General features: G+C 73.3%; 19 protein-coding genes. 6 read left to right on the forward strand and 13 right to left on the reverse strand.

Features of this window, described 5'->3' with window-relative positions; genetic code table 11:
- Positions 1-96: 96 nt before the first annotated feature.
- Together ABD369_RS22670 and ABD369_RS22675 are read left to right on the forward strand one after the other, a co-directional pair.
- Positions 97-1,668, forward strand: a complete 1,572-nt coding sequence (locus tag ABD369_RS22670) for a zinc-dependent metalloprotease (protein WP_344638401.1) — start codon at positions 97-99, stop codon at positions 1,666-1,668.
- Positions 1,665-2,252, forward strand: a complete 588-nt coding sequence (locus ABD369_RS22675; protein WP_344638333.1) for an NUDIX hydrolase — start codon at positions 1,665-1,667, stop codon at positions 2,250-2,252. Before ABD369_RS22670 ends, ABD369_RS22675 begins: the two co-directional genes overlap by 4 nt.
- 64 nt (positions 2,253-2,316) lie before the next feature.
- Here ABD369_RS22675 and ABD369_RS22680 read toward each other — a convergent pair whose 3' ends face one another.
- Positions 2,317-2,958, reverse strand: a complete 642-nt coding sequence (locus ABD369_RS22680) for a M48 metallopeptidase family protein (protein WP_344638334.1) — start codon at positions 2,956-2,958, stop codon at positions 2,317-2,319.
- Between the two features lie 446 nt (positions 2,959-3,404).
- Here ABD369_RS22680 and ABD369_RS22685 point away from each other — a divergent pair, with 446 nt between their 5' ends.
- Both ABD369_RS22685 and ABD369_RS22690 read left to right on the forward strand, forming a co-directional pair.
- Positions 3,405-4,550: a ThiF family adenylyltransferase gene (locus ABD369_RS22685; protein WP_344638335.1), complete on the forward strand. Its 1,146-nt coding sequence runs from the start codon at positions 3,405-3,407 to the stop codon at positions 4,548-4,550.
- Between the two features lie 222 nt (positions 4,551-4,772).
- Positions 4,773-6,146 carry an ABC1 kinase family protein gene (locus ABD369_RS22690; protein WP_344638336.1) on the forward strand — a complete coding sequence of 458 codons (1,374 nt, stop codon included), beginning with the start codon at positions 4,773-4,775 and terminating at the stop codon, positions 6,144-6,146.
- A 105-nt stretch (positions 6,147-6,251) separates the two neighbouring features.
- Here the strand turns inward: ABD369_RS22690 and ABD369_RS22695 are convergent, their stop codons facing one another.
- From ABD369_RS22695 to ABD369_RS22710, 4 genes are all read right to left on the reverse strand, one after another.
- Positions 6,252-6,497, reverse strand: a complete 246-nt coding sequence (locus ABD369_RS22695; protein WP_344638402.1) for a hypothetical protein — start codon at positions 6,495-6,497, stop codon at positions 6,252-6,254.
- Positions 6,498-6,646: 149 nt separating this feature from the next.
- Complete coding sequence (locus ABD369_RS22700; protein WP_344638337.1) at positions 6,647-7,009, reverse strand: WhiB family transcriptional regulator; 363 nt, start codon at positions 7,007-7,009, stop codon at positions 6,647-6,649.
- A 168-nt stretch (positions 7,010-7,177) separates the two neighbouring features.
- A complete protein-coding gene (locus ABD369_RS22705; protein ID WP_344638338.1) occupies positions 7,178-7,615 on the reverse strand; it encodes a hypothetical protein in 438 nt (145 codons plus the stop codon).
- A gap of 288 nt (positions 7,616-7,903) precedes the next feature.
- On the reverse strand, positions 7,904-10,177 hold the full coding sequence (locus ABD369_RS22710; protein ID WP_344638339.1) for an ATP-dependent DNA helicase UvrD2: 2,274 nt from the start codon (positions 10,175-10,177) through the stop codon (positions 7,904-7,906).
- A gap of 182 nt (positions 10,178-10,359) precedes the next feature.
- On the opposite strand from ABD369_RS22710, the gene ABD369_RS22715 reads away from it, so the two are divergent.
- A complete protein-coding gene (locus ABD369_RS22715) occupies positions 10,360-10,617 on the forward strand; it encodes a mycoredoxin (protein ID WP_344638340.1) in 258 nt (85 codons plus the stop codon).
- Here the strand turns inward: ABD369_RS22715 and ABD369_RS22720 are convergent.
- The 4 genes from ABD369_RS22720 to ABD369_RS22735 form a co-directional block, all read right to left on the reverse strand.
- Positions 10,590-11,468, reverse strand: a complete 879-nt coding sequence (locus ABD369_RS22720) for a GntR family transcriptional regulator (protein WP_344638341.1) — start codon at positions 11,466-11,468, stop codon at positions 10,590-10,592. The genes ABD369_RS22715 and ABD369_RS22720 overlap by 28 nt on opposite strands.
- Positions 11,469-11,911: 443 nt before the next feature.
- Complete coding sequence (gene nudC / locus ABD369_RS22725; protein WP_344638342.1) at positions 11,912-12,829, reverse strand: NAD(+) diphosphatase; 918 nt, start codon at positions 12,827-12,829, stop codon at positions 11,912-11,914.
- Positions 12,830-12,877: 48 nt separating this feature from the next.
- The gene (locus tag ABD369_RS22730) at positions 12,878-14,278 is read right to left on the reverse strand and encodes a dipeptidase (RefSeq protein WP_344638343.1); all 1,401 of its coding nucleotides are present in this window, start codon (positions 14,276-14,278) and stop codon (positions 12,878-12,880) included.
- Between the two features lie 161 nt (positions 14,279-14,439).
- Entirely contained in the window at positions 14,440-15,033 is a 594-nt protein-coding gene (locus ABD369_RS22735; protein ID WP_344638344.1) for a PadR family transcriptional regulator, read from the reverse strand.
- Positions 15,034-15,092: 59 nt separating this feature from the next.
- Between ABD369_RS22735 and ABD369_RS22740 the strand changes: the two genes are divergently transcribed.
- A complete protein-coding gene (locus tag ABD369_RS22740) occupies positions 15,093-16,091 on the forward strand; it encodes an endonuclease/exonuclease/phosphatase family protein (protein ID WP_344638345.1) in 999 nt (332 codons plus the stop codon).
- Between the two features lie 21 nt (positions 16,092-16,112).
- Here the strand turns inward: ABD369_RS22740 and ABD369_RS22745 are convergent, their stop codons facing one another.
- The 4 genes from ABD369_RS22745 to ABD369_RS22760 form a co-directional block, all read right to left on the reverse strand.
- The gene (locus ABD369_RS22745) at positions 16,113-17,300 is read right to left on the reverse strand and encodes a PP2C family protein-serine/threonine phosphatase (RefSeq protein WP_344638346.1); all 1,188 of its coding nucleotides are present in this window, start codon (positions 17,298-17,300) and stop codon (positions 16,113-16,115) included.
- 191 nt (positions 17,301-17,491) lie between these two features.
- Positions 17,492-20,692: an ATP-dependent helicase gene (locus ABD369_RS22750; RefSeq protein WP_344638347.1), complete on the reverse strand. Its 3,201-nt coding sequence runs from the start codon at positions 20,690-20,692 to the stop codon at positions 17,492-17,494.
- 116 nt (positions 20,693-20,808) lie between these two features.
- Positions 20,809-24,114, reverse strand: a complete 3,306-nt coding sequence (locus tag ABD369_RS22755) for an ATP-dependent helicase (protein WP_344638348.1) — start codon at positions 24,112-24,114, stop codon at positions 20,809-20,811.
- A gap of 145 nt (positions 24,115-24,259) precedes the next feature.
- The gene (locus ABD369_RS22760) at positions 24,260-24,586 is read right to left on the reverse strand and encodes an MGMT family protein (protein WP_344638349.1); all 327 of its coding nucleotides are present in this window, start codon (positions 24,584-24,586) and stop codon (positions 24,260-24,262) included.
- Positions 24,587-24,730 lie beyond the last annotated feature (144 nt).

Genomic DNA, 24,730 nt, shown 5'->3' on the forward strand with positions numbered 1-24,730 from the left:
CGGTCCGGGTCGCCGAGCCGCAGCTCTGCATCCCGCCTCGGGCCCGCATCTCCCCGCCACACCACCCGCGTGACGGCCGACCAGATCGAGGACCCCGTGAGCGACCTCCCCTTCGGATTCGCCGTTCCGCCCGAGGAGCCCGAGGACGGCAAGGGCAAGCCCGACAAGGACGAGCGCGGGCAGGACAAGCCCGAGCAGGGCACGTCGGACGACGCGGCCAAGGGCGCCGGATCCGGCCCGACGCCGCAGCACCCCTTCGGGTTCGCCGGCGCCAACCCGCTGAGCGCGCTCTTCGGCATGAGCGGCACGGGCGGCCCGGGCACTCCCGGTGGTCCGGGCGGGGCCGACAACCCCTTCGGCGCGATGTTCGGCGGTCTCAACCCGGGTGACCTGGGCGCCGCCTTCCAGCAGCTCGGCCAGATGCTCTCGTTCGACGGCGGCCCGGTGAACTGGGAGCTGGCCAAGGACATCGCCCGGCAGACCGTGGTCGCCGAGCCCGCCGAGGGCAAGAGCAAGGACCGTTCGGTCGGCGCCGCCGAGCGCTCGGCCGTCGACGAGGCCGTCCGCCTCGCCGATCTCTGGCTGGACTCGGTCACCGAGTTCCCCTCCGGTGCCGGTACCGCCGTCGCCTGGAGCCGGGCCGAGTGGATCGAGGCCACCCTGCCGGTCTGGAAGGACCTGGTCGACCCGGTCGCCGAGCGGGTCGCGGGCGCCATGGGCGGCGTGCTGCCCGAGGAGATGCAGGCCATGGCCGGGCCGCTGATGGGCATGATGCGCTCGATGGGCGGCGCGATGTTCGGCACCCAGATCGGGCAGGCGCTCGGTGCGCTGGCCGCCGAGGTGGTCGGCTCCACCGATGTCGGTCTGCCGCTCGCCCCGGCCGGCAAGGCAGCGCTGCTGCCGCAGAACGTCGCCGAGTTCGGCGAGGGCCTGAGCGTCCCCGCCGAGGAGGTCCGGCTCTACCTGGCCCTGCGCGAGGCCGCCCACCAGCGGCTCTTCGCCCACGTCCCGTGGCTGCGGGCGCACCTGTTCGGCGCCGTCGAGGCGTACGCGCGCGGCATCAAGGTGGACACCTCCCGGATGGAGGAGCTGGTCGGCCAGCTCGACCCGGGCAACCCCGAGGCGCTCCAGGAGGCACTGGCCGGCGGTCTGCTCCAGCCCGAGGACACCCCCGAGCAGAAGGCCGCGCTGGCTCGGCTCGAGACCGCCCTCGCCCTGGTCGAGGGCTGGGTGGACGCGGTGGTGCACGCCGCCGCCGAACCGCACCTGCCGCAGGCCGGCGCGCTGCGCGAGACGGTGCGCCGCCGCCGGGCCGCCGGTGGCCCGGCCGAACAGACCTTCGCCACCCTGGTCGGTCTGGAGCTCCGCCCGCGCCGCCTGCGCGACGCCTCCCGACTGTGGGCCTCGCTGGCCGACGCCCGTGGCATCGAGGGCCGGGACGCCCTGTGGGAGCACCCCGACATGCTGCCCACCGCCGCCGACCTGGACGACCCGGACGGCTTCGTGCACCAGGGCACCGGTGACGCCCTCGAGGGCGGCATCGACTTCGCCGCGCTCGACAAGCTGCTCGGCGAGGCCGCGGCCGGCGGGCACGGCACGCCGGGTACGAAGGCGCCGGGCGAGAAGGCGGACGAGAACGGCACGGGCGAGGGCGGGGCCAAGGCATGACCGTGATCGACCCGAACGGCACCGGCCTGCACGCCGACGCCGTCCGCGCCCTGTCCGCCTGGTCGGTGGCCGACGCCGACCAGGAGCAGCTCCGCCGGGACTACCTGGGCCACCTGGCCGAGCAGCCGGAGGGCCTCTACCGGAGCTGCCTGCCCGCGCACATCACCGCCAGCGCCGTGGTGGTGGACCCGGACGCCGGGCGGGTGCTGCTCACCCTGCACCCCAAGGTCGGCATCTGGCTGCAGATGGGCGGCCACTGCGAGCCGGGCGACGCCACCCTCGCCGCCGCCGCGCTGCGGGAGGCCACCGAGGAGTCGGGCATCGAGGGGCTCGAACTGCTCTCCGTCGACGGGATGCCGACACCGGTCAAGCTCGACCGGCACCTGGTCCGCTGCACCGGCAAGGACCAGCCGGAGAACACCCACCTGGACGTGCAGTACGTGGCGCTGGCCCCGGCCGGCGCCCAGGCGCTGATCAGCGAGGAGTCGCTGGACCTGCGCTGGTTCGACTACGACCGCCTGCCCGAGCTGACCGACGTCTCCGTCCGCGAACTGGTCGCCCTGGCCCGCGAGCTGACCGGCTGAGCGGACCCGGGGCCGGGTGGCCCCGCCAGCCGACCGGCTGACGCCCGGGGCAGACCTCCAGGCGTCAGTCGCAGGATTCGGGCGCCTCGTCCGCGGCCGGAGCATGGCCACCGCGCGCGCCGGGGATGTGCGGCAGCCGGGCGGCGGAGGCGACCCCCTCCAGGTAGCCGCGGGCCCGCTCGGTGCGCGGGTACGCCTCCAGCAGTGCCCAGAACGCCGGGCCGTGGTCGGGCACCAGCAGGTGCGCCAGCTCGTGCAGCAGTACGTAGTCCACCACGTAGCCGGGCATGCCCTGGAGCCGGTGGGACAGCCTGATGGTGCGCTCGCTGGGGGTGCAGGAGCCCCAGCGGGAGTTCTGGTTGGTCACCCAGCGGACCTGCTCGGGCTCGGCCCTGCCGTCCAGATAGGCCGCCGAGAGCTCCCGGGCCCGTGTCTGAAGGGCATCGTCCCCGGGCGTGCGGCGGCGCTCCTGGGCGGCCAGTTTGTCGAGCATCTGCGCCACCCAGCGCTGCTCCTCCGCGTTCGACATCCGGGCGGGGATCAGCACCACCGTCCGGTCGCCCTCGCGGTAGGCGGAGACCGTACGGCTGCGGCGGGCGCTGCGCCGCACCTCGACCTTGGACCGGTCGGGAACCGGGGCGTCCCGTCCCGGGGCGCTCTCGCGGGCGGACGGGACCTCGCGGACCGAGGCGGAGTCGGGATGCACGGCGGCGCCGGAGAGCGGGGATGCGCCGGGTGCGGGGCACGCACGGCCGCTCGGCGTCGCCACTCCCGGCCCGGGGGCTGCACGGGCACGCCTGGTCGACACCGAAGGCTGGGAGTCCCTTTCGGCTGCCATAACACCCGACGTTACCCGGTGTCACCGACAGAAGTCCGCTGCCGTGGCCGAAGTGTTCACTTGGTCGAGCGGGACGGAACTCCGGATCGGCCGGGCCCGGAAGTTGTCCACAGGCTGTGCGGAACGATCGTCGGATCATCGTCCAGCACCTGTGGACAACCGGCGCCGGGCCGCCGGCTCGATCGGGCATCCTGCCGTCGGGAACACCCGGACAGCACCCGCGCCAACCTCGTACCGACCGCCCTGCACCGACCCCGCACCGCCGTCCTCATCCCGACCCGCACCGCCGCCCCGCACCGCGCCGGAGGACCACCATGCACCCCGTCTCCAGGCCCATGCTCAAGCCCGCACTCTCCCGCGCCTGGCGGGACAGAGACACCCTCCAGTTCGGCACCGTCCATCGGCACGCCCACCTGGTCGAACAGGTCGACCAGCCCGTCGCCGCCTTCCTGGACCTGATCGACGGCACCCGGGAGCACGGCGCCCTGCTGGCCTCCGGTGAGCGGCTCGGTCTCGGCAGCGCGGTGGCCGAGCAGCTGCTCGCCTCCCTGGCGCAGAACGGCCTGCTGGACGACGCGGAGGCCACCGCCGGGACCCTGGCCGGCTATCCGCGCCCGCAGCAGGACCTGCTCGGCCCCGACCTGGCCTCGCTCTCCCTGGTCCATCCGGCGCCCGGCGAGGCCCCGGCCGTGCTCCGGGGGCGCAGCCGGGCCCGGGTGGAGGTGCGCGGCGCCGGGCGGGTGGGGGCGGCGGTCGCCACCGCTCTCGCCGCGGGTGGGGTCGGTTCGGTCACCGTGCTGGACCGGGGACGCGTCACGGCCCAGGACTGCTCCCCCGCCGGCTACCCGCCGACCGAGATCGGCCGGCTGCGCACCACCGCCGCCCGGGACGTGGTGCACCGGGCCGCTGGATCCCCGGACGGGGAGCGGCACCGCCGCGGCTCCCGGACGCCGGACGCGGACGCGCCGCCGATGCTGGTCGTACTGGCTCCTCGGGACGGCAGCGGCGCCTTCACCGGCACGGCGGCCGAGGCCCACCGGCTGATGCGCGCGGGCGTCCCGCATCTGTACGTCGGCGTACTGGAGCACCTGGGCGTCGTCGGGCCGCTGGTCCTGCCGGGCGCCTCGGCCTGCGGCAGCTGCGCCACGCTGGCCCGACGGGACGAGGACGAGTCCTGGCCCAGGCTCCTCGCCCAGCTCGGCGACGAGGGCCCGGGGCGGCCTCGAACGCCCGCCTGCGACAGCGCGCTCGCCACCGCGGTGGCCGGGCTCGCCGCCCTGCACGTCCAGCTGTACCTGGACGGCGGGAGCCCGCCGAGCATCGACGGCTGGTACGAGATCTCGGCCGCCGACGGCATGGCCCGGCGGCTGCGGCTGCCCAGCCACCCGGACTGCGGCTGCCTCTGGCAGTCGGTGCCCCGACCCCGGCCGGCCACCGGGGAGTCGATGCATCCGGCCTGACACGCGCCCCCGACGACCGGGGCGCGCCCTCTGCGCGCCCCGACCCCGCCGTGTCACCGGCCGTTCACGTGATCATCAGCGCGAACAGCGGTTTCGTTCAAGGGACTCGATCGCATGGGACCGTTCGACCGAACAGCTCCGGCGAGCGGGCACAATGGCGTAGTGACCACCATCCTCCGGTCGGTTGTGACCGACGGGGACAACTGACTGGGAGGCCCCCGGGTGAGCGATCTTCCCCGCAAGGCAGTGACCCGTACGGCTCGGCTCGCCGCCCTCCCCCTCGGGATAGCCGGACGCGCCACCCTGGGCCTCGGCAAGCGGATCGGCGGACGTTCGGCGGAGGTGGTCACCGCCGAGCTCCAGCAGGCCACCGCCGACCAACTCTTCAAGGTCCTGGGGGAGTTGAAGGGCGGCGCAATGAAGTTCGGGCAGGTGCTCTCGGTCTTCGAGGCCGCGCTGCCCGAGGAGGTCGCCGGACCGTACCGGGCGGCCCTGACGAAGCTTCAGGACGCCGCACCGCCGATGCCCGCCGCCTCCGTGCACGCCGCGCTGGCCGAACGACTCGGAAAGGACTGGCGGGAGAACTTCCTGAGCTTCGACGACAAGCCGGCCGCCGCCGCCTCGATCGGCCAGGTGCACCGGGCCGTCTGGCACGACGGACGCGAGGTCGCGGTCAAGGTGCAGTACCCGGGCGCCGGTGAGGCACTCCTCTCCGACCTCGCCCAACTCGGCCGGGTCGCCTGGCTGCTGGGCCCGCTGATCCCCGGGCTCGACATCAAGCCGCTGATCTCCGAGCTGCGCGAGCGGGTTTCCGAGGAACTCGACTACGAGCTGGAGGCCGAGGCCCAGCGCCGCCACGCCGAGGAGTTCGCCGACGACCCTGACATCACGGTGCCCAAAGTGGTGGCCCAGACCGACCAGGTACTGGTCACCGAGTGGCTGGACGGCATCCCGCTCGCCGAGGTGATCGCGGGCGGCACCCAGCGCGAGCGCGATCGGGCCGGCCAGTTGCTCGCCCGTTTCCTGTTCGCCGGCCCTTCCCGGACCGGCCTGCTGCACGCCGACCCGCACCCGGGCAACTTCCGCCTCATCAAGGACGGCCGGGCGGCCTCCGACTGGCGCCTGGGCGTGCTCGACTTCGGTACCGTGGACCGGCTGCCCGAGGGCCTGCCCGCCCCGATCGGGGACTCACTACGGATGGCCCTGGCCGGGGACGCCGCCGGGGTTCTGGAGATGCTCCGCGAGGAGGGCTTCGTCAAGCCGTCGATCGAGCTGGATCCGGACGCGGTCCTGGAGTACCTGCTGCCGATCATCGAGCCGGCCACCGTGGACACCTTCCACTTCACCCGCAGCTGGATGCGCGCTCAGGCGACCCGGATCGCCGATCCCCGCTCGCCCGCCTACAACCTCGGCAAGCAGCTCAATCTGCCGCCCGCGTACCTACTCATCCACCGGGTCACCCTCAGCACCATCGGGGTGCTCTGCCAGCTGAGCGCCAAGGCTCCGTTCCGGGCCGAGATGCTGGAGTGGCTCCCCGGCTTCGCCGGGGAGAGCGCCGCGGAGGAGGAGTTGGCGGAGGTCCTGGAGGAGAGCTGACGCCCGGACAGCGTCCCGTACGGCGATGGCCGCTCCCCTGCGAGCAGGGGAGCGGCCATCGCCGTACGGGGGTGCGGGTGTCAAACCGCAAGGCGCGGAGGCCGGTTACATCACGGCGACCGCAAGCGCCTTGCGGGCGCGCAGCGAAGCGCGCTCGGCCCGGCGCTTCAGCTTCGCGGCCCGCGCGACGCGGACGGCCAGACGTTGGTGCTCGGCCTCTTGCAAGCGCTCTTGCATATGGGCCCGTGCCAGGGATTCCTGGAGAAGATGCATTTCGCGTGTCCTGTTCTGGATCTGAAGTTCAGTGCTCTGCTCGGCGCGGACGGCGGAGTCGATGGCGGCGGGGGTCATGTGGTGGTCCTGCTCGTGGTACTTGCTCGGGAAGGGACGGGAGGCTTCTGCGTCCGCCTTGGCGGCGGCGACGCGGATGGAGTGCCGAAGCGCGCTGTCCAGCGGGGGCTGCTCTCCCCGGCGGACGGCTGCCGCGGACTTCGCGGGGGTCATGCCACGACCTCGTTCTTGCGCGGACGGCCCCGGGGCCGCTTGCGGGCGACGACCACGCCCTGCACGAAGAGCTCGCCACCCCAGACGCCCCAGGGCTCACGCCGCTCCAGCGCACCGGCCAGGCAGGCCTCCTTCACGGGGCAGGTGCCGCAGAGCGACTTGGCGTACTCGACGTCCGCCGGCGTCTCCGCGAAGAAGACCTCGGGGTCGAAGGCGCGACACGGGATGGGCTGTCCGAGCGCCTCGGCGTCGTCGAGCGCGGTGAGCTGCATGAGGGAAACCTCCGGAGGGTCGGCCTGGTCGGCCTTGGTGTTGTCTGTCGGTACGGACGGGAGTGGCGGTGTGATGACCGTGGACACTGTGGGTGTTCCTCGTCTTCTCTCTGTGGTTCCGATCCGGACCTACTGGTGGGGTTGGATCGGAGGCCCCGAGGGGCCAGGGTGGGTCTGACGTACCGAACAAACAGAAGGGCCGCGGATCCCGGTGTACGGGTTTCCGCGGCCCTGGAGTGCCGACCTGAGGGTGACTCAGGTTCGCTCTCTCCAGGGTCCAGGCCCGCGGAAGGCCCGCATCCGGGTGGCCATGGCGCCGGCAAAGGCGGCCGTGGCCTGGTTAATCTGCTGCTGCTCCTGCTTCTGGGTTGCTCCGGCACCGATGACCTGGGCATAGACGCCATGCTTGACGGCGGCTACGACGGCCTTCGATGCCTGGAGCGGTCGCTCGACACGGGACAGACCCGCCTCGACGGACGTGGCTTCAGTGTTGCCAACGCCACTGACAGTGGCGCCGCCGAGAACGGCGGTATCGGCGACAGAGAGACCGGTGGCGTCGAGACCCAGACCGCGTTCGGCAAGGACGGCCACGTCACGCAGCTGCGCGGCGGAGGCCGGGGTGCAGAAGGCGAACTGCGAGAGGGCACGCCAAGGCATGGCGACGACGGTCTGGCCAGTCAGTTTGGTGATCATCTTGGTTCCCACTGTCATCGCCTCCTCTCGGCGTCTCGCGGTGCCCAGTCCCCCGGGCTCCGATGTTCGAATGTCTGTCAGGTCTAGCTCAGGTACTGCAAGTTCAGCTACAGCAAAGCTCAGGCATGGCTGATGGTGCGCAGGGGAAAGCTGTTTCAGGAGTGACCCCGTACAGCTCGCGGTCTTGTCCCCTTGACCGCTCCGGCAGGCTATTGCGCTCCCAGCACGACGCGCAAACTATTTTTTCGGCGAGTTCCGAGGCGGGTTCCGGAGCGGTCTTCCGAGCGGCTAGGCCGGCTCGTCCGACTCCCCCGAGTCTCCCCCCGTGATCTCCCCCTGCTGGTCTCCCTCGGACTCGTCCTCGGGTACCTCCCCAGCACACAACGACAGCACGGCAGCCCCGTACTTGTCCAGTTTCATGGCGCCGACGCCCGCGATCCGGGCCAGCTCGCCGGTACTGGTGGGGACATCCTCGGCGATCGCCATCAGAGTGGCGTCGGTGAACACCACATAGGCCGGGGCGCCCTGCTTCTTCGCCTGCCGGGCCCGCCAGTCGCGCAGCCGCTCGTACAGGGCCTCGTCCATCGAGGAGGGGCAGTCCTCGCAGCGGCGCAGCTTGCGCTCCACCGCGTCGGTCAGGGTGCGGTCGCAGACCCGGCACTTGACCGGGCCGCGCGAGCGGCGGGCGGCCGGACGCTCGGCGCCGTACTCCACCCCGCCGCGGCCGCCCCGCGAGCGCCCGCCGGGGGCGCCCGAGCCCGGTCGCAGGCCGTCCAGGAAGCGGGTGGGCTTGCGGCTCGCCCGGCCACCCGGGGAGCGGGCGAGCGCCCAGGACAGCGTCAGGTGCACCCTGGCCCGGGTGACCCCGACGTAGAGCAGTCGGCGCTCCTCCTCGATCTGCTCGTCGGTCTTGGCGTAGATGATCGGCAGGGTGCCCTCGGAGAGGCCTGCCAGGAAGACCGCGTCCCACTCCAGACCCTTGGCGGCGTGCAGCGAGGCCAGGGTGACGCCCTCGACGGCGGGGGCGTGCTGGGCCGCGGCGCGGGCGTCCAGCTCGGTGACGTAGGCGGCGAGGTCGCAGGGCTCGCCCGCGCCGCGGCGGGCGGCCTCGAACTCCTCGGCGAGCCGGACCAGGGCGGCCAGCGACTCCCAGCGCTCGCGGACGGTGCCCGAGCCGGCCGGGGGCACCGGGGTGAAGCCCCGGCTGGCCAGCACCGCGCGGACCTGCCCGGCGAGGTCGGGCGCATCTGCGGTCAGCGGGTCGGCCCCGGCGCGGGCGGCGCCGCGCAGCAACATCACCGCGTCCCTCACCTCGGGGCGCTCGAAGAACCGCTCGGCGCCCTTGAGCTGGTAGGAGATACCGAGGTCGGCCAGTGCCTGCTCGTAGACCTCGGACTGGCCGTTGGTGCGGAACAGGACGGCGATCTCGCTCGCCCGCACGCCCTGGGCGAGCAGCTTCTCGACCGCGTGCGCGGTGGCCTCGGCCTCGGTCGGCTCGTCCGGGTACTCGACGTAGACCGGCTCGGGACCGGCCTCGCGCTGGGAGACCAGCTCCAGGCGGTGCCGGGCGGCCTGGCCCCCGGCCTGGGCGAGCAGGCCGTTGGCCAGGTGGACCACCTGCGGGGTGGAGCGGTAGTCGCGGACCAGCTTGACCACCGTGGCCTCGGGGTGCCGATTGCGGAAGTTCAGCAGGTAGTCGGGGGTGGCCCCGGTGAAGGAGTAGATGGTCTGGCTGGCGTCGCCGACGACGCAGAGGCTGGCGCCGCCCGCCGTCCACTGGTCGAGCAGGCGCTGCTGGAGCGGGGAGACGTCCTGGTACTCGTCCACGGTGAGGTGGCGGTACTGGGCGCGGACCCGCTCGGCGATCTCCGGCCGGTCCTCCAGGATCGCGGCGGTGAGCAGCAGCACGTCCTCGAAGTCGATCACGCCGCGGTCGCGCTTGGCCTGCTCGTAGGTGGCGTAGACCCGGGCGATCTCGGCCGGGTCGCGCGGGGCCTCGCGGCCGGTCTTGACCACGGCGGCCGGGTAGTCGTCCGGCACGATCTGGGTGACCTTGGCCCACTCGATCTCGCCGGTGAGGTCGCGCAACTCGGTGCGCTGCACCCGCAGGCCGCTGCGGCCGGCCGCCTCGGCGACCAGCTGGACCTTGCGCTCGAGCAGTCTGGGCACCTCACCGCCGATCGCCCGCGGCCAGAAGTACTGGAGCTGGCGCAGCGCGGCGGCGTGGAAGGTGCGGGCCTGCACGCCCTCGGCGCCGAGCTGGCGCAGCCGCCCGCGCATCTCACCCGCGGCCCGGGCGGTGAAGGTGACGGCGAGCACCTGCTGCGGCTGGTAGACACCACTGCGCACGCCGTAGGCGATCCGGTGGGTGATGGCCCTGGTCTTGCCCGTGCCGGCGCCCGCCAGGACGCACACGGGCCCGTGCAGGGCCGTGGCCACCGCCCGCTGCTCGGGGTCGAGCCCGGCCAGCACGGCGTCGGCGCCGAGCGCCGCCCCACCGGCGGGGCGGAGGGTGTCGTACGGGCCGGAGGTGCCCAGGAGCTCTTGCTGCATGCCGTCCATCCTCGCAGGGTCGGCCGACATTCCGTTCCGGGTTATCCACAGGCCCCGCGAGATGGTCGGACAATCGCCCCGCAAACCGGCGCGCGTGCTACGTCACACGCCGGGCGCACGAGGAATGCCGGAAGCACTCCGTATGTTCTCGTCACAGAACGCACGCCCCCTTCCCTAAGGAGCCCATCGCCATGTCCGGCAGCGTCACGATGTACAGCACGACCTGGTGCGGGTACTGCAACCGCCTCAAGAGCCAGCTGGACCGCGAGGGCATCGGCTACACCGAGATCAACATCGAGGAGGACCCGACCTCGGCGTCCTTCGTCGAGTCGGTGAACAACGGCAACCAGACCGTGCCGACCGTGCTCGTGCGGCCGGTCGGCGGCGGCGAGCAGGTCGTGATGACCAACCCGAGCCTGCTTCAGGTCAAGAAGGCCTTGGCGGCCTGACCCGGAATCAACTCGGCGGTGGCCTCGGCCGGCTCCGGCCCGGGGCCGCCGCCCGCCTGGGGCACCGGCCTGGCAGCCAGCTCGCCGAGGCCGTACACCAACCGGCAGCGGTCCGCCGAGTAGCGTGACTCGACCACCCGGACCGGGCCGCGCCGGTCGTACGTGACCCTGGTCTGCACCAGCAGGGGCACACCGGGACCGCCCTGGAACCAGGCCGACTCCTCCGGCCCCGGCATCCGGGAGACCAGGTGGTCCACCGCGCCGATCTCGGTACGGCCCAGCGCGGCCAGCACCGACTCGTCGCCGCCCGGCACCGGGTCCGGCTCCATCAGCGGCGTGCCGGCGGCCAGCCCCGCCCGGTAGTGGCTCTCCTCGATCGAGTACGGCTCACGGTCCATCAGTCGCAGCTGACGGCGGACCACCACCGCCTCGCCCGGCCGCATCCCGAGCCGCTCGGCGACGTCCACCCGGGCCCGGACGATCAGCATCTCGAAGTCCACCGTCAACCGGCGGCCCGCCGCCTGCGCCTCCTTCGGGTAGACCTCGGAGGGTGCGGTCAGGCAGTCCGGCAGACCGGGGGCCGGCGCCGGGCCGAACGCCCGGTGGTCCAGCACCGGGTGCTCCTTGAGGAAGGTCCCCTTGCCCTGGAGGCGGACCAGCCTGCCCTCGTTGACCAGCACGTCGACCGCGAGGCGGACGGTGTTGCGGGCCACGCCGTACTGCTGCTCCAGCTCTCCCTCGACCGGGAGCGGGACGTCGCTCGGCCACTCCCCGGCCGCGATGCGGCGGCGCAGATCGGCGGCCAGGCGCTGGTACTTCGGTGATTGGGCACTGCCCCTTGGGATTGTCACCCCAGTGAATGTAGCGAGAGGGCTTGCGCCATTTCAGCGGAACCGGCCAATACCGGCCGGGATCGGGGATTCAGGCATTGATCCGGACCGGAACGGTTGCGGACGGGCGGTGACACCTCCGCCGAATCCGGTACCGCATTCCGGCCGGCGCACCGGTGGTGGATCCGCGCCCCTGCCAGTACCGCGCACCGGTACAACGCGCACCCGGCCGATCGGCAACGCGCCGCCCCGGACAGCCCACGGCGGCCGCCTGGCCGGCCAGGAAGATCCCCGGCCATCGCCCGGACCCGTTCCCGGACAACCCCGACAATCACGGTCGGAAGCCATCGAATCCAGCCAAGGAATCGATCAAATTAATCCGACAATAAAGCCCGAAGGGGCGTGCAGAGACTATCTGCACGCCCTTATTCGATCCTGCGGGCCGACGACTGCCGGTGAGTCGTCTAGGACAGCGGCTCGCCGTACCAGAGTTCGACCAGATGACGCGCGATCGAAATTCCGGACGGCGGCAAGATCTCGCCCGCGGCCATCTGGGCCCGCAGCTCCTCGCGGGAGAACCAGCGCGCCTCGGCCAGCTCCTCGCCGTCGACCGTGATCGCGGTGCCGTCCGGAGCGGCCTTGCCCAGGAAGCCCAGCATCAGGCTGGCCGGGAACGGCCAGGGCTGGCTGGCCACGTACCGGACCTCGGCGACCTTGACCCCGGACTCCTCCCGGACCTCCCGGGCCACCGCCTGCTCGATCGACTCACCCGGCTCGACGAAACCGGCCAGCGTGGACCAGCGGCCCTCCGGCCAGATCGCCTGTCGGCCGAGCAGGCAGCGGTCCTGCTCGTCGGTGATCAGCATGATCACCGCCGGGTCGGTGCGCGGGTAGTGCTCGGCGGCGCAGGAGGTGCACCGGCGCACGTGCCCGGCACCCGCCTTCTCGGTCGCATGGCCGCAGCGGGAGCAGAAGCTGTGCAGCCGGTGCCAGTGCTCCAGCGCGACCGCGTGCACCAGCAGCCCGGCGTCGCGGTCCGAGAGCAGCGCTCCGACCTCGCGCAGCCCGGCCGGGCGGGCGTCGCCGTCCAGCCGGCCGGGCAGGCTCTCGCCGGCCAGCGCGAAGTACGAGACGCCGTCCTCGTCGGTACCGAGGAAGTACCGGTCGCCCTCCTGCGGCACCTGGAAGGAAGGCAGCAGCACCAGCTCGGTGCCCACCTCGGTGTCGACCACGAAGACCTCGCCGCCGGAGATCGGCAGCACCTTGGTGCTCGGGTGACTCCAGGCCGCCGCCAGCCACGGCTCGTCGAACCGGTGCTGTGCAGCCCGGTCCACGCCGGCGCGAGCCAGGGCGAGAGGCTTGGTATCAGGCACGGTGCTCAACTCGGTCCATCCCCGTTCTGGTTGTCAACTGCACGTGGTGATCGGCACTCACGCCTGACGGAAGTTCTCGGCCAGGTCGTCCCAGAGGTAGGCGGCGGTCTCGACGCCCTTGGTCAGCAGGTCCAGCTCGACCTTCTCGTTGATCGAGTGCCAGCCGTCCGAGGGCACCGAGATGCCCACGAAGAGCACCGGCGCACCGAGCACGTCCTGCAGGTCGGCGGCCGGGCCGGAGCCGCCCTCGCGGGTGAAGAGGATCTTCTTTTCGAAGGCCCGCCCCATCGCCCGGACGGCGGACTGCAGCGCCGGGTGGTCCAGCGGCGTCAGGCAGGGCCGGGTGGCACCCGGGAAGACCAGCTCGTAGCGGATGCCCTCGGGCACCTGCGAGGCCACCCAGGAGCGGACGGCCTCGTGCACCTTCTCGACATCCTGGCCCGCGACCAGCCGGAAGGAGAGCTTGAGGTGCGCCTCGGCCGGCACGATGGTCTTGCCGCCGGGGCCGGTGTAGCCGCCCCAGATGCCGTTGACCTCGGCGGTCGGCCGGGCCCAGACCCGCTCCAGGGTGGTGTAGCCCGCCTCGCCCTGGGTGCCGTACGACTTGGCGACCTTCAACCACTGCGCCTCGTCGAAGGGCAGCTCGGCGAAGAGCTCGCGCTCCCGCTCGGTCAGCTCGACGACGCCGTCGTAGAAGCCCGGGATCGCCACCCGGCGGTCGGCGTCGTGCAGGCCCGCGGCGAGCGAGGCGGCGACGTCGGCCGGGTTGGGGACGGCACCGCCGAAGGAGCCGGAGTGGATGTCGCTGTCCGGACCGTAGAGGTCGATCTGGGCGTCGGCCAGGCCGCGCATGCCCGTGCACAGGGTCGGGGTGTCCTCGGCCCACATGCCGGTGTCCGAGATGATCACCACATCGGCGGCCAGGCGCTCGGCCTCGCGGCGGACCAGGTTCGCGAAGTTCGGCGAACCGGACTCCTCCTCGCCCTCGATCAGCAGCTTGAGGTTGACTGCGGGGGCGGTACGGCCGGTGGCCGCCAGGTGCGCCCGGACACCCAGGGTGTGGAAGAAGACCTGTCCCTTGTCATCCGCCGCACCACGGGCGAACAGCTGCCGGCCGACGATCGTCGGCTCGAAGGGCTCGGTCGCCCAGCCGTCCTCCCTGGCCGCGGGCTGCACGTCGTGGTGGCCGTACACCAGGACGGTGGGGGCGGACGGATCCCCGGACGGCCACTGAGCGAACACGGCCGGCAGCCCGTCGGTCTCCCAGACCTCCGCCACCGGGAACCCCGTCTCGGCCAGCTTCGCGGCCAGCCACTCGGCGGAGCGGCGGACCTCACCGGCGCGGCCCGGGTCGGCGGAGACGGACGGGATGCTCAGCCACTCGGAGAGGTCCTGCAGGAATGCGGCCTGGTGCTGGTCAATGTAGGAGCGGACGGCGCTGTCCGGGGTTTTCGTCATACGGACGACTTTAGTTCGCCCGTGTGGGTGTCCGCCCGTACCGTCCGCGCAGGGGCCAGTAACCTCCGTCACGCATCGGCCGTGGCCGCCCCGGGCCGACCCGCCCGGCAGCGCGGACGGTCCCCTCGCTTCGGCCCGTCCGGTGAGTCCGCTGCAGTTGATCAGATCCGGCCGCGCCGGCCCGTCGGGGCCTCGGCGGGCGGAAGCTCTGAGCTCGCCCCCTCCGGGCGGCGCCGCACCAGCCGCCTCTCGCAGTTATCCAGCCAGCGGATCTCGGCCTCGGTCCGGAAGATCAGCTGCTCCAGCACCAGCAGCCAGCCCAGGTCCTCCCGGCGATCCGTGTCGCCGTCCAGTGCCTGGTCCCTGAGCCGGGTGTAGTCCTGGAGCGCCTTCGTGCTGTGTCGGCGCTGCCCCTGGATGACGGCCGAGACGTCGACCCCCGACACGGTGACCGCCATCGCCAGCTTGATCGCGAGTTCGTCGCGCGGCGGGTTCTCCCTGGGCACCGGCGTCTCGAACCAGTTGCGCAGCTCCGCGCGGCCGGCCTCGGTGACGGCGTGGAACAGGTGCCCCTCCGCGTCCGCACCGTGCGGCGCGACCAGCCCGTCCCGCTCCAGGCGGCCCAGGGTGGTGTAGACCTGTCCGACGTTCAGCGGCCAGGTGGCGCCCGTGCGGGCCTCGAACTCAACCCGGAGCTGGTAGCCGTAGCACGACCCCTGGTCGAGCAGGGCGAGCAGAGCGTGGCGGATGGACATACCCGGTATGTGTACCGGGCATGCCCCACCCACTCAAGCTCAGCCGGTACCGTCGTACGGTGAGCCAGCTGCGCATCGCCACCTTCAACCTGTTGCACGGTCAGCCCCTGGCCGCCGACGGCAGCCCGCTGCCCTATCCGCCCGAGGCCGCCGACCCGCTGCTTGAGGCCATCGCCGGACTGGACGCGGATGTGCTCGCCCTCCAGGAGGTCGACCGCTACCAGGTGCGCTCCGGCCTGGTCGACCAGGCCGCCACCGCCGCCAAGGCGATGGGCGCCGCCGACTGGCGCTTCGCCGCCGCGCTGCACGGACGCCCGGCCCCGGTGGCCGGCTGGGTGCCCGACCCGTCCGTCCCCGGTCTCCAGGTGTACGGGCCCGGCGAGATCGACACGGCCACCGACCTGCCCTCGTACGGCACCGCGCTGCTCACCCGGCTTCCGGTGCGGCACTGGCGGGCGCGCAGGTTCGCGCCCGCGCCGTTCGGACTGCCGCTGCGGGTCGCCGGGCGGCGCGGGCTGACGCCCGTACCGGACGAGCCGCGCGCCGCGGTGGCCGCCGTGCTGGAGGGCGAGCGGGGGCCGTTCACGGTGGTCGCCACCCATCTGTCCTTCGTGCCCGGCTGGAACATGGCCCAACTCGCGGGCATCCGGCGGTGGATCGCCGACCTGCCGAAGCCGTACCTGGTGCTCGGCGACTTCAACCTGATCGGCGCGATGCCCAAGGCGGTGCTCGGCGGGGCCACCGCGCTGGACCTGAAGACCGCGCGGCAGCGGAGGTCGGAGCAGCCGCCGCGGCGTGATCTGCGGGCGGCCCGGCGCCTGCGGGCGGCGCAGGCGATCCAGCCGGGGGCGCGCCGGCGTCGGGCACGGGAGCCGCGGCCGCGCCTCCAGGGCTGGTACGACCTGGCGAGGACCCCGACCTACCCCTCGCACAACCCGGCCGTCCAGTTCGACCACGTCCTGGCGATCGGCGTCCCCCGCACCGCCGTCGGGCCGGCCTCGGCCCCCCGGGCGGCGGTCTCCGACCACCGGCCCCTGGTCGTCGAGGTCACGCTCTGAGGGGCCGTCCACCCGCACCCGTCAGGCCGGGGCGGCCGCCTGGTGGTCCGGCTGGTGCGGGAGGTGATGGGCGGTCGGCTCGTACTGCAGCAGGAGCATCGCCGCGTCGTCCCCCAGGGTGCGGCCGACGTGGCGCACGACGTCGTCGTGGATCCGGTCCAGGATCTCGACCGGGCCGCCGGAGGCGACCTGCGGAAGGCGTTCCGCGAGCGGGTAGAAGACGCCCCGGTGGTCGCGGGCCTCGATCACGCCGTCGGTGAAGAGCAGCACCCGGTCCCCGGGGTGCACCCGCACCCGGTGCACCGGCGGCCGGACGTCGGCCGGATCGAGCACCCCGAGCGGCGGCACGCTCTCCGCCGACTCCAGCGCCCTCACCGGCTCATCGGCCCGCAGCAACAACGGTGCCGGGTGACCGCAGTTGACGATCTCCGCGACGTCGTCCGGGCCGACCCCGATCAGGACCAGGGTGACGAACTCCTCCTCGACCCCGGGGTGGTCGTTCTCGTGCAGGGCCCGGTCCAGGCTGACGGCCAGCCAGCCGGCCACCTTGGCCAGCTCGGGCTCCTGGTGGGCGGCCTCGCGGAACGCGCCGAGCACGGCAGCCGCCGTCTCCACCGCGTTGAGCCCCTTGCCCCGGACGTCGCCGACCACGGCCCGGACGCCGTGCCGGGTGTTGACCACCTCGTAGAGGTCGCCGCCGATCCGGGCGTGGGCCGCCGCGGCCGCGTAGTGGACGGCGGCCCGCACGCTGCCGACCCGGTCGGGGACCGGGCGCAGCAGTACCCGCCTGGCGATCTCGGCCACCACCTGGGCGTCGGCGAGGGCCTTCTCCTGCCGCAGCCGCAGGGTCGCGCTGACCCAGCCGATGCCGGCGACCAGTGCGATGGCGAAGACGGTGGCGGTGTGCACGGACTGGCCGAGCACATCGTTGTAGAGCGCCATCACGAAGGCCGCGAGCTCGGTGAACAGGCCGATCACCAGCGGGTACCAGGTGCGTCTGCTGACCACGGCGGCCAGCGCGGGGACCGCGGTGATGGCCGGTTCGACCGTCACCGAGGAGTTGCTGAAGTAGTCGAGGGAGACCACCAGCAGCATGCCGATGAACGGCAGCGCCAGGGCGGTCTTCGGCCAGGTGCCGGTGACGGCTCCTGGAACGGCTCCCGGGACCGGCCCCGCGAGCCGCTCTCTGATCCATCCGGTCGCGCTCAACTTCGGTCTCTCCAGCGAAAGGTGGCCGGTGTCAGGGGACACCTGCGGTGATGACAGAGGGTCAGGAACTTCGTCCTCGTCGGCGGCCGGAGCACTGGGGTTGACCGGTTACCGACCTCACAATAGGCGCGAAAAGTGCACCGCGCACAGGTTTCGCGCGGTCCTGTGACGACTTGAATGCTCTGCGTGACTCATTCTTCACTATTCCCGATCAGGAGCTCGGTCAACTCTTTTCGGCCGGGAAGTCCTGACGGTCTTACGACACGACCGCTGCGGACATAGAGGAACGAAGCCGTGACCTGCTCGGGCTCGACACCCGTCTGCTCCGCCCAGGCCAGCCGGTAGATGGCGAGCTGCAGCGGATCGGCCGTCTCGTCCCGGTGCGTCTTCCAGTCCACCACCTCGTACCGCGACACGCCCGGTGACCCTGTGCCACCGTCACGCTCCCGGTACACCGCGTCGATCCGGCCGCGCACCACCCGCCCCGCGAGCACCAGTTGGAACGGCGCCTCGACCCGGTACGGCGTCCGGTCCGCGTACGGGCTGCGCAGGAAGGCCTCCTTGAGCTGCTCAAGGTCGCGCTCGTCCTCGATCCCGTCGTCGTCCACGCCGGGCAGGGCGCCGGGTTCGATCAGCATCAGCGGCTCGATCCGGGACTGCACCCAGGCGTGGAACCGGGTGCCCCGGCGGGCGGCGGGCTGCGGCGGCCGGGGCATCGGGCGGGCCAACTCGCGGGCGAAGCCGTCCGGATCGGAAGCCAGGCGCATCAATTGGGAGGCCGACATCGAGGCCGGCAGCGGCACCTCGCGCACCGCGCGCCGAGAACGCTCCAACTCCCCCAACAGCGCGGTCAGATCACGGTCCCAGGAGGCCACCTGACGCTCCACCTCCGGGCTCAACTCCTCGGGCTCGGGGGCGACTTCACCGGCCAGACGGCGGTGCACCAGCTCGGCGACCCGGCGCCGGGCGGCCTGTGCGGCCTCATCCAGCGGCAGCGGCCACGGGGTCTCCACCGAGATGGCCAGCGCCGGGTTCTCGGCATCGGGCAGCGGCGGCTCGGCCCACCGCTCGACCTCGCCGCAGCCCGGCTTCTCGCAGTGCGCCTTCAACTCCAGCAGGAAGCCCGACGGCCCGCGCCGCCGCTTCTGACTGGGCCCCCACCAGTGGCCCGAGGCGAGCAGCAGTGCGCGGGGCCGGGTGAACGCGACGTAGCCGAGCCGCAGTTCCTCGACGGCGGAGTGCTCGGCCATCGCCTTCTTGAAGATCCCGATCTCCTTGGGCGCCCACTTCCCGACCGAGGGCAGGGTGGCCGCGTCACCGCGCAGGGCGTGCGGCAGCACCTTCTTGGTGCTGGTCCAGCGTTCGCGCCCCTTGCCGCTCGGGAACGCGTCCTTCACCAACCCGGGGACGGCGACCACGTCCCACTCCAGGCCCTTGGACTTGTGCGCGGTGAGCACCTTCACGGTGTCCTCACCGCCGGGCAGGCTGCTGTCCAGGCCGCGCTCGTACTCCTGGGAGGCCCGCAGGAAGGCCAGGAAGGCGGTCAGGCCCGGGTCGCCGTCCAGGTCCGCGAAGGAGGCGGCCACGTCCAGGAAGCCGTGCAGGGTCTCCCGGCGGCGCGCGGCCAGGGCGTGCGGGGAGGCGGCGAGCTCCACCTCGAGGCCGGTCACCGCCAGGACCCGGTGCAGCACGTCCATCAGCGGCTCGGCCAGCGTCCGGCGCAGCTCGCGGATCTCCTGGGCGAGCCGGGCGAAGCGCACCCTGGCCTCGGCGGAGAACGGCAGCTCGTCCGGCTGCTCGGCCTCCAGGAAGGTCTCCAGCGCGTCGGCCAGCGAGACCACCTCGGTCGGGTCGGTCTCGGCCACCGCGACGCTCAGCGCGTCCACGCCCTCCGGGCGGGCGGTGCGGACCAGTTCGGCGGCCCGGCGGCCGAGCAGGGCGAGGTCGCGCGGGCCGATCCGCCAGCGCGGGCCGATCAGCAGCCGCACCAGCGCGGCGTTGGCCGTCGGGTCCTGCAGCACCTCGCAGACCGCGACCAGGTCGGCCACCTCGGGCAGCTGCAGCAGCCCGCCGAGCCCGACCACCTCCACCGGCACCTCACGGGCCACCAGTGCCGCGTGGATGTCCGCGAAGGACGCGCCGCCCCGGCAGAGCACGGCGATCCGCCCGGGCGCGGTGCCGGTGGCGACCAGGTGGGCGATGGAGTCGGCCAGCCAGTCGATCTCCTCGGCGTGGGTGGGCAGCAGGGCGCAGCGCACGAACCCGCTCTGCTCCTCCCCCGGCGCGGGGCGCAGCGCCTCGACGCCCTGGTGCATCGCGCGCAGCGGCGCGGCCAACTCGTTGGCGAAGGCGAGCAGCCGCCCGCCGCTGCGGCGGTTCTCGCTGAGCGCGTACCGGGTGGCGGGGCTGCCGTCGCGGCGCGGGAAGTGGGCGGGGAAGTCGTCCAGGTTGGCGACGGACGCACCGCGCCAGCCGTAGATCGCCTGGCAGGGGTCGCCGACCGCGGTGACCGGATGCCCACAGGCGGTGCGCGACCTGCCGAACAGGCCGGAGAGCATCAGCCGCTGAGCCACCGAGGTGTCCTGGTACTCGTCCAGCAGCACCACCCTGAACTGCGCCCGGAGCAGCTCGCCGACCTCGGGGCGCTGCTGCGCGAGCCGGGCGGAGGCGGCTATCTGGTCGCCGAAGTCCATCAGCCCGAGGGCCTGCTTGCGGCGGCGGTACTCCTCGACCAGCTGCAGCAGTTCCAGCCGGGCCCGGGCGGTCTGTGGGACGGCGCGCAGGTCGTCGTTGCTGAGCCTGGCGGTGGCGAGCTCGTCCAGCAGGTCCTGGTCGAAGGTGCGCAGCCCGGCGGGCTCGACCAGGTGCTCGGCCAGCTCGCCGTCGAGCGCGATCAGGTCGGCGACCAGCCCCGAGAAGGCGCCGGTCAGCGCCGGGTAGGGGCCGCGCGCGGAGCGCAGCACCTTGGCGGCCAGCTGGAAGCGGGTGGCGTCGGCGAGCAGCCGGACGTCCGGCTCGATGCCGAGCCGCAGGCCGTGCTCCTTCAGCAGCCTGCCTGCGAAGGCGTGGTAGGTGGAGATCTCCGGCTCGCCCAGCACCTCCTCGTCGGCGTCCAGCACCCGGGCCCGGCGCAGCGCGTCCCGGACGCGTTCGGCCAGCTCGCCCGCCGCCTTGTTGGTGAAGGTGAGTCCCAGCACCTCCTCGGGCCGGACCGCACCCGAGCCGACCAGCCACACCACCCGGGCGGCCATCACCGTGGTCTTCCCCGACCCGGCTCCGGCCACGATCACGGCGGGCTCCAGCGGCGCGCCGATCGCCGCCATCTGCTCCCGGTTGAACGGGATGCCAAGCAGTTCCTTCAGCTGTTCTGGGTCACTGAGCACGGCACGCACGCACTCCAAGCTAACCGGTACCTCCGACAAACCGGTGTGCCTGCCGGAGCGCGCGGCTTCCCGCGCTCCTGTCGATTGCCCCGCCTGCCCCCGAGGAGTCCCTGGCTCCGCCGGCCTCACTCGATCAACTGGCGCCCGTCGCGCTGGGCCGAGCAGCTGCTGCGGAAGGCGCAGCGGGTGCAGCCGTCACTCGCCGTCGGCACGAAGCGCTCGGCGAGCACCCGTCCCGCCGCGTCCGCGAGCAGGTTCTCGATCCACGGCTCGCCGTCCGGCGACCCCTGCTGTTGGACCTTGGGCGCCTCGGGGGCACCCTTCGCGGGCTCCCGCAGGTGCACCAGCTCGGCCCCGCCGGAGGTGGCGCCGGACTCGAACCCGGGCAGGCCTGCGAGCGCTCCGCCCCGGACGGCGAGCTGGTAGACGGCCAGCTGCTTGTGTTCGGGCAGCGACTTCTCGGTGGGGATCTGCTTGCCGGTCTTGAAGTCCACCACGTACGCGCGGCCGGCCGCGTCCCGCTCGACCCGGTCCATCGAGCCCCGGATCCGTACGTTGATCCCGCCGACCGGCAGGGTGAGGTCGAAGCCGTGCTCGGTGGCCACGGTGGTGCGGCCGCGTTCCAGGACGTGCCAGTGCAGGAAGCGTTCCAGGGCGGCGCGCGCCTGCTCCTTCTCCTGCTGGGACTTCCACGGCGCGTCGAAGGCCAGCGCGTCCCAGACCGTGTCCAGGCGCTCCATCAGCACCGCCAGGTCGGCCGGGGTGCGCCCCGAGCCGACCTCGTCGGCCAGGGCGTGCACCACGTTGCCGAACCCCTGGGCGGCCGTGGCGGTCCCGGCGGCCTTGACGTCCTTGTCCAGGAACCACTGGAGCGCGCAGCTCTCCAACTGCTCCAGCCCGCTGCCGGAGAGCCGGACCGGTTCGGCCGCCTCCCGCAGCGGCTCGGCGGACTCCGACCGGTCCAGCAGGCCCCACCAGCGGTCCGGGTGCGCGGCCGGGACCAGCGGCACCCCGTCCTCGTCCACGGCGGCGGCCAGCACGGCCAGCCGCTCGGCGGCGGCCCGGCGCAGCCCGGGCTCCAGCGCCGGGTCGACGGTGACCGCCCGCAGCTCGGCGACCAGCGCGGACACGGACAGCGGGCGGCGCGGCCGATGGGTCACGTCCTCGACGGCGACCTGCGGGGTGCGGTTGCGCACCCGCCCGGTCCTCGGGTCGATCTCCTCCCGGTACAGCTCGCGCAGGAAGCGGGAGGGTTCGTCGCCGTCCTCGGCGGGCGCCTTGACGGCGGTCACGACCAGCCGCTCCTTCGCCCGGGTCGCGGCGACGTAGAAGAGCCGGCGCTCCTCGCCGAGCAGGGCCGTCGGGGAGAGCGGTTCGGCGAGGCCGTCCCGGCCGATCCGGTCGGCCTCCAGCAGCGAGCCGCGGCGGCGCAGGTCCGGCCAGAGGCCGTCCTGGACCCCGGCGACCACGACCAGCCGCCACTCCAGTCCCTTGGACCGGTGGGCGGTCATCAGCCGCACCGCGTCCGGGCGGACGGTCCGGACGGTCAGGGTGTCGGCGGCGATGTCCTGGGCCTCCAGTTCGGCCAGGAAGTCCAGCGCGCCCCGGTGGCCCGCGACCTGTTCCTCGGCGCGGGCGGCGGTCTCGAACAGCGCGCACAGCGCGTCCAGGTCGCGGTCGGCGTTGCGGCCCGCCGCGCCGCCGCGCAGCGCGGCCCGCTCCAGCCGCTCGCGCCAGCGGCGGCTGCCCTCCCACAGCTCCCACAGCGCCTCCTCGGCGCCGCCGCCACCGGCCAGCAGTTCCCGCACCTTGCGCAGCAGCGTGCCGAGGTCGCGGGCCCGCCGCGCGTACGCCGGGTCCATCGCGACCAGCCGCTCGGGCTCGGCCAGCGCTTCTCGGATCAGCTCCTCGGCGGAGCGTACGGCCCCGGGCCGCCCGTCCGCGGCCCCGTCGGTGTCCGCCGCCCGCAGCGCCTGCCGCTCCTCCTCGCGCAGGGCGCGGCCCAAGCGCCGCAGGTCGGAGCCGTCCAGGCCGCCGAGCGGGCCGGTGAGCAGGGTGTGTGCGGTCTCGGCGGTGCACTCGTCCGCCGGGCGGGCGCAGACCCGCAGGGCGAGCAGCAGCGGGGCCACGGCCGGTTCGCCGCGCAGCGGCAGGTCGTCGCCGTCGATCTCCAGCGGGACCCCGGCCGCGCCGAGCGCCCGCCGTACGCCGGGTATGGAGCGTGCCCCGGCCCGGACCAGGACCGCCATCTCGCCCCACGGTATGCCGTCCTCCAGATGGGCGCGGCGCAGCAGATCGGCGATGCTGTCGAGTTCCGCCCCCGGGGTCGGGTAGGTGTACACCTCGACCCGGCCGCCCTCGCGGGAGGGCAGCAGCGCCCGGTGCTGGGCGAGCTTGTCCGCGGGCAGCCGGCCCATCGGCATCCGGCGGGTCAGCTCCCGGGTGGCGGCGAGCAGCACCGCGCCCGAGCGGCGGGACACCCGCAGCACCCTGACCTCGGCGGGACGGCCGTCGGCCCGCGGGAAGGACTCGGGGAAGTCGAGGATGCCGTTGATGTCGGCACCGCGGAAGGCGTAGATCGACTGGTCCGGGTCGCCCACCGCGACCAGGTCCCGGCCGTCGCCCGCCAGCTGCCGCAGCAGCCGGACCTGGGAGGGGTCGGTGTCCTGGTACTCGTCCACGAAGACGACCTCGTACCGCTCGCGCAGCGACTTGCGCACCTCGGGCCGCTCGGCGAGCAGGACCGCGCGGTGCACCAGCTCGGCGTAGTCGAGCACGCCGCGCAGGTCCAGGACGTCCAGGTAGTCGGCGAGGAAGTGCGCGGCGGCGGCCCAGTCCGGACGCTGCACCCCGTCCGCGAAGCGGCTCAGCTCCGCCTCGCCGAGGCCGAGTTCGCGGCTGCGGGCGAGCACGGCGCGGACCTCGTCGGCGAAGCCGCGGGTGGTCAGGCAGGCGCGCAGGTCCATCGGCCAGCTGATCCCGCCCACGCCCGACCTGGCGTCCTCGGCATGCCCCGCCAGCAACTCGCGGACCATCACGTCCTGCTCCGGGCCGGAGAGCAGCCGCAGCGGCTCGGCGTACGCCTGGGGGTCCTGGTGGGAGCGGAGCAGCGCGTAGCAGAAGGAGTGGAAGGTGGTGGCCTGCGGGGCGAGCCCGCCGTTGCCGAGGCGACCGGTCATCCGGTCACGCAGCTCCATCGCGGCCTTGCGGCTGAAGGTGAGGACCAGGATCTTCTCGGGGTCGGTGCCGCGCTCGATCCGCCGGACCACCGACTCCACCAGGGTCGTGGTCTTGCCCGTCCCCGGGCCGGCCAGCACCAGCAGCGGGCCGCCCGGGTGCTCGGCCACGGCTCGCTGGTACTCGTCCAGCACGGGCGGGGCGGGCTGCGCGAGGGGGCTGCGCACCAAACGGAAAGGGGAGGTCACGAACATCCTGGGCAGATCGGACAGCGGGCGGGCCGCTCCGGCCCATGACCAACGAGCCTACGGTCCCCGGCCCGCAACCACGCAACGCCCCGGGGGCGCGGGGATCCGCGCGCGCAACCGGAAACCGCCGGGTTCGTACTCCCGTGATCGGCTACCGTCCGTCCCAGCGGGCGCGGCGGAGGTCGACCCGCATCTCGCCGCCGACGGTGCGCAACGGGGTGCCCTCCTCGCGGTAGTGGCCCAGCGCACGGTGCTCGTGTCCGGGCAGCGGCCGCCCGTCCGCCCGGATCACCCGCCACCAGGGCACCGCTCCGCCGTACAGTGCCATTACCCGCCCGACCTGCCGGGGCCCGCCCTGGCCGAGGTACTCGGCGACGTCGCCGTAGGTCATCACCCGGCCCGCCGGGATGCGCTCGGTAAGGTCGAGGACCGACTCGGCGAAGGGCGGCAGACCACCCGCGTTCGTACTCTCCGTCATCGGGGTGATTCTTCCCCATCCGACCGATCGGAGGAATGCCACTTGCGCGTGGCCCGCCGCGCCCGATACTGCCCCTGTCCAGCGGTACCCCGCCGGGCATGCCACCATCTTCGGGGCGGTGAGTGGTGATACGAGGACAAGACC

Source organism: Kitasatospora cystarginea, from assembly GCF_039533515.1.
GTDB classification, from domain to species: Bacteria; Actinomycetota; Actinomycetes; order Streptomycetales; family Streptomycetaceae; genus Kitasatospora; species Kitasatospora cystarginea.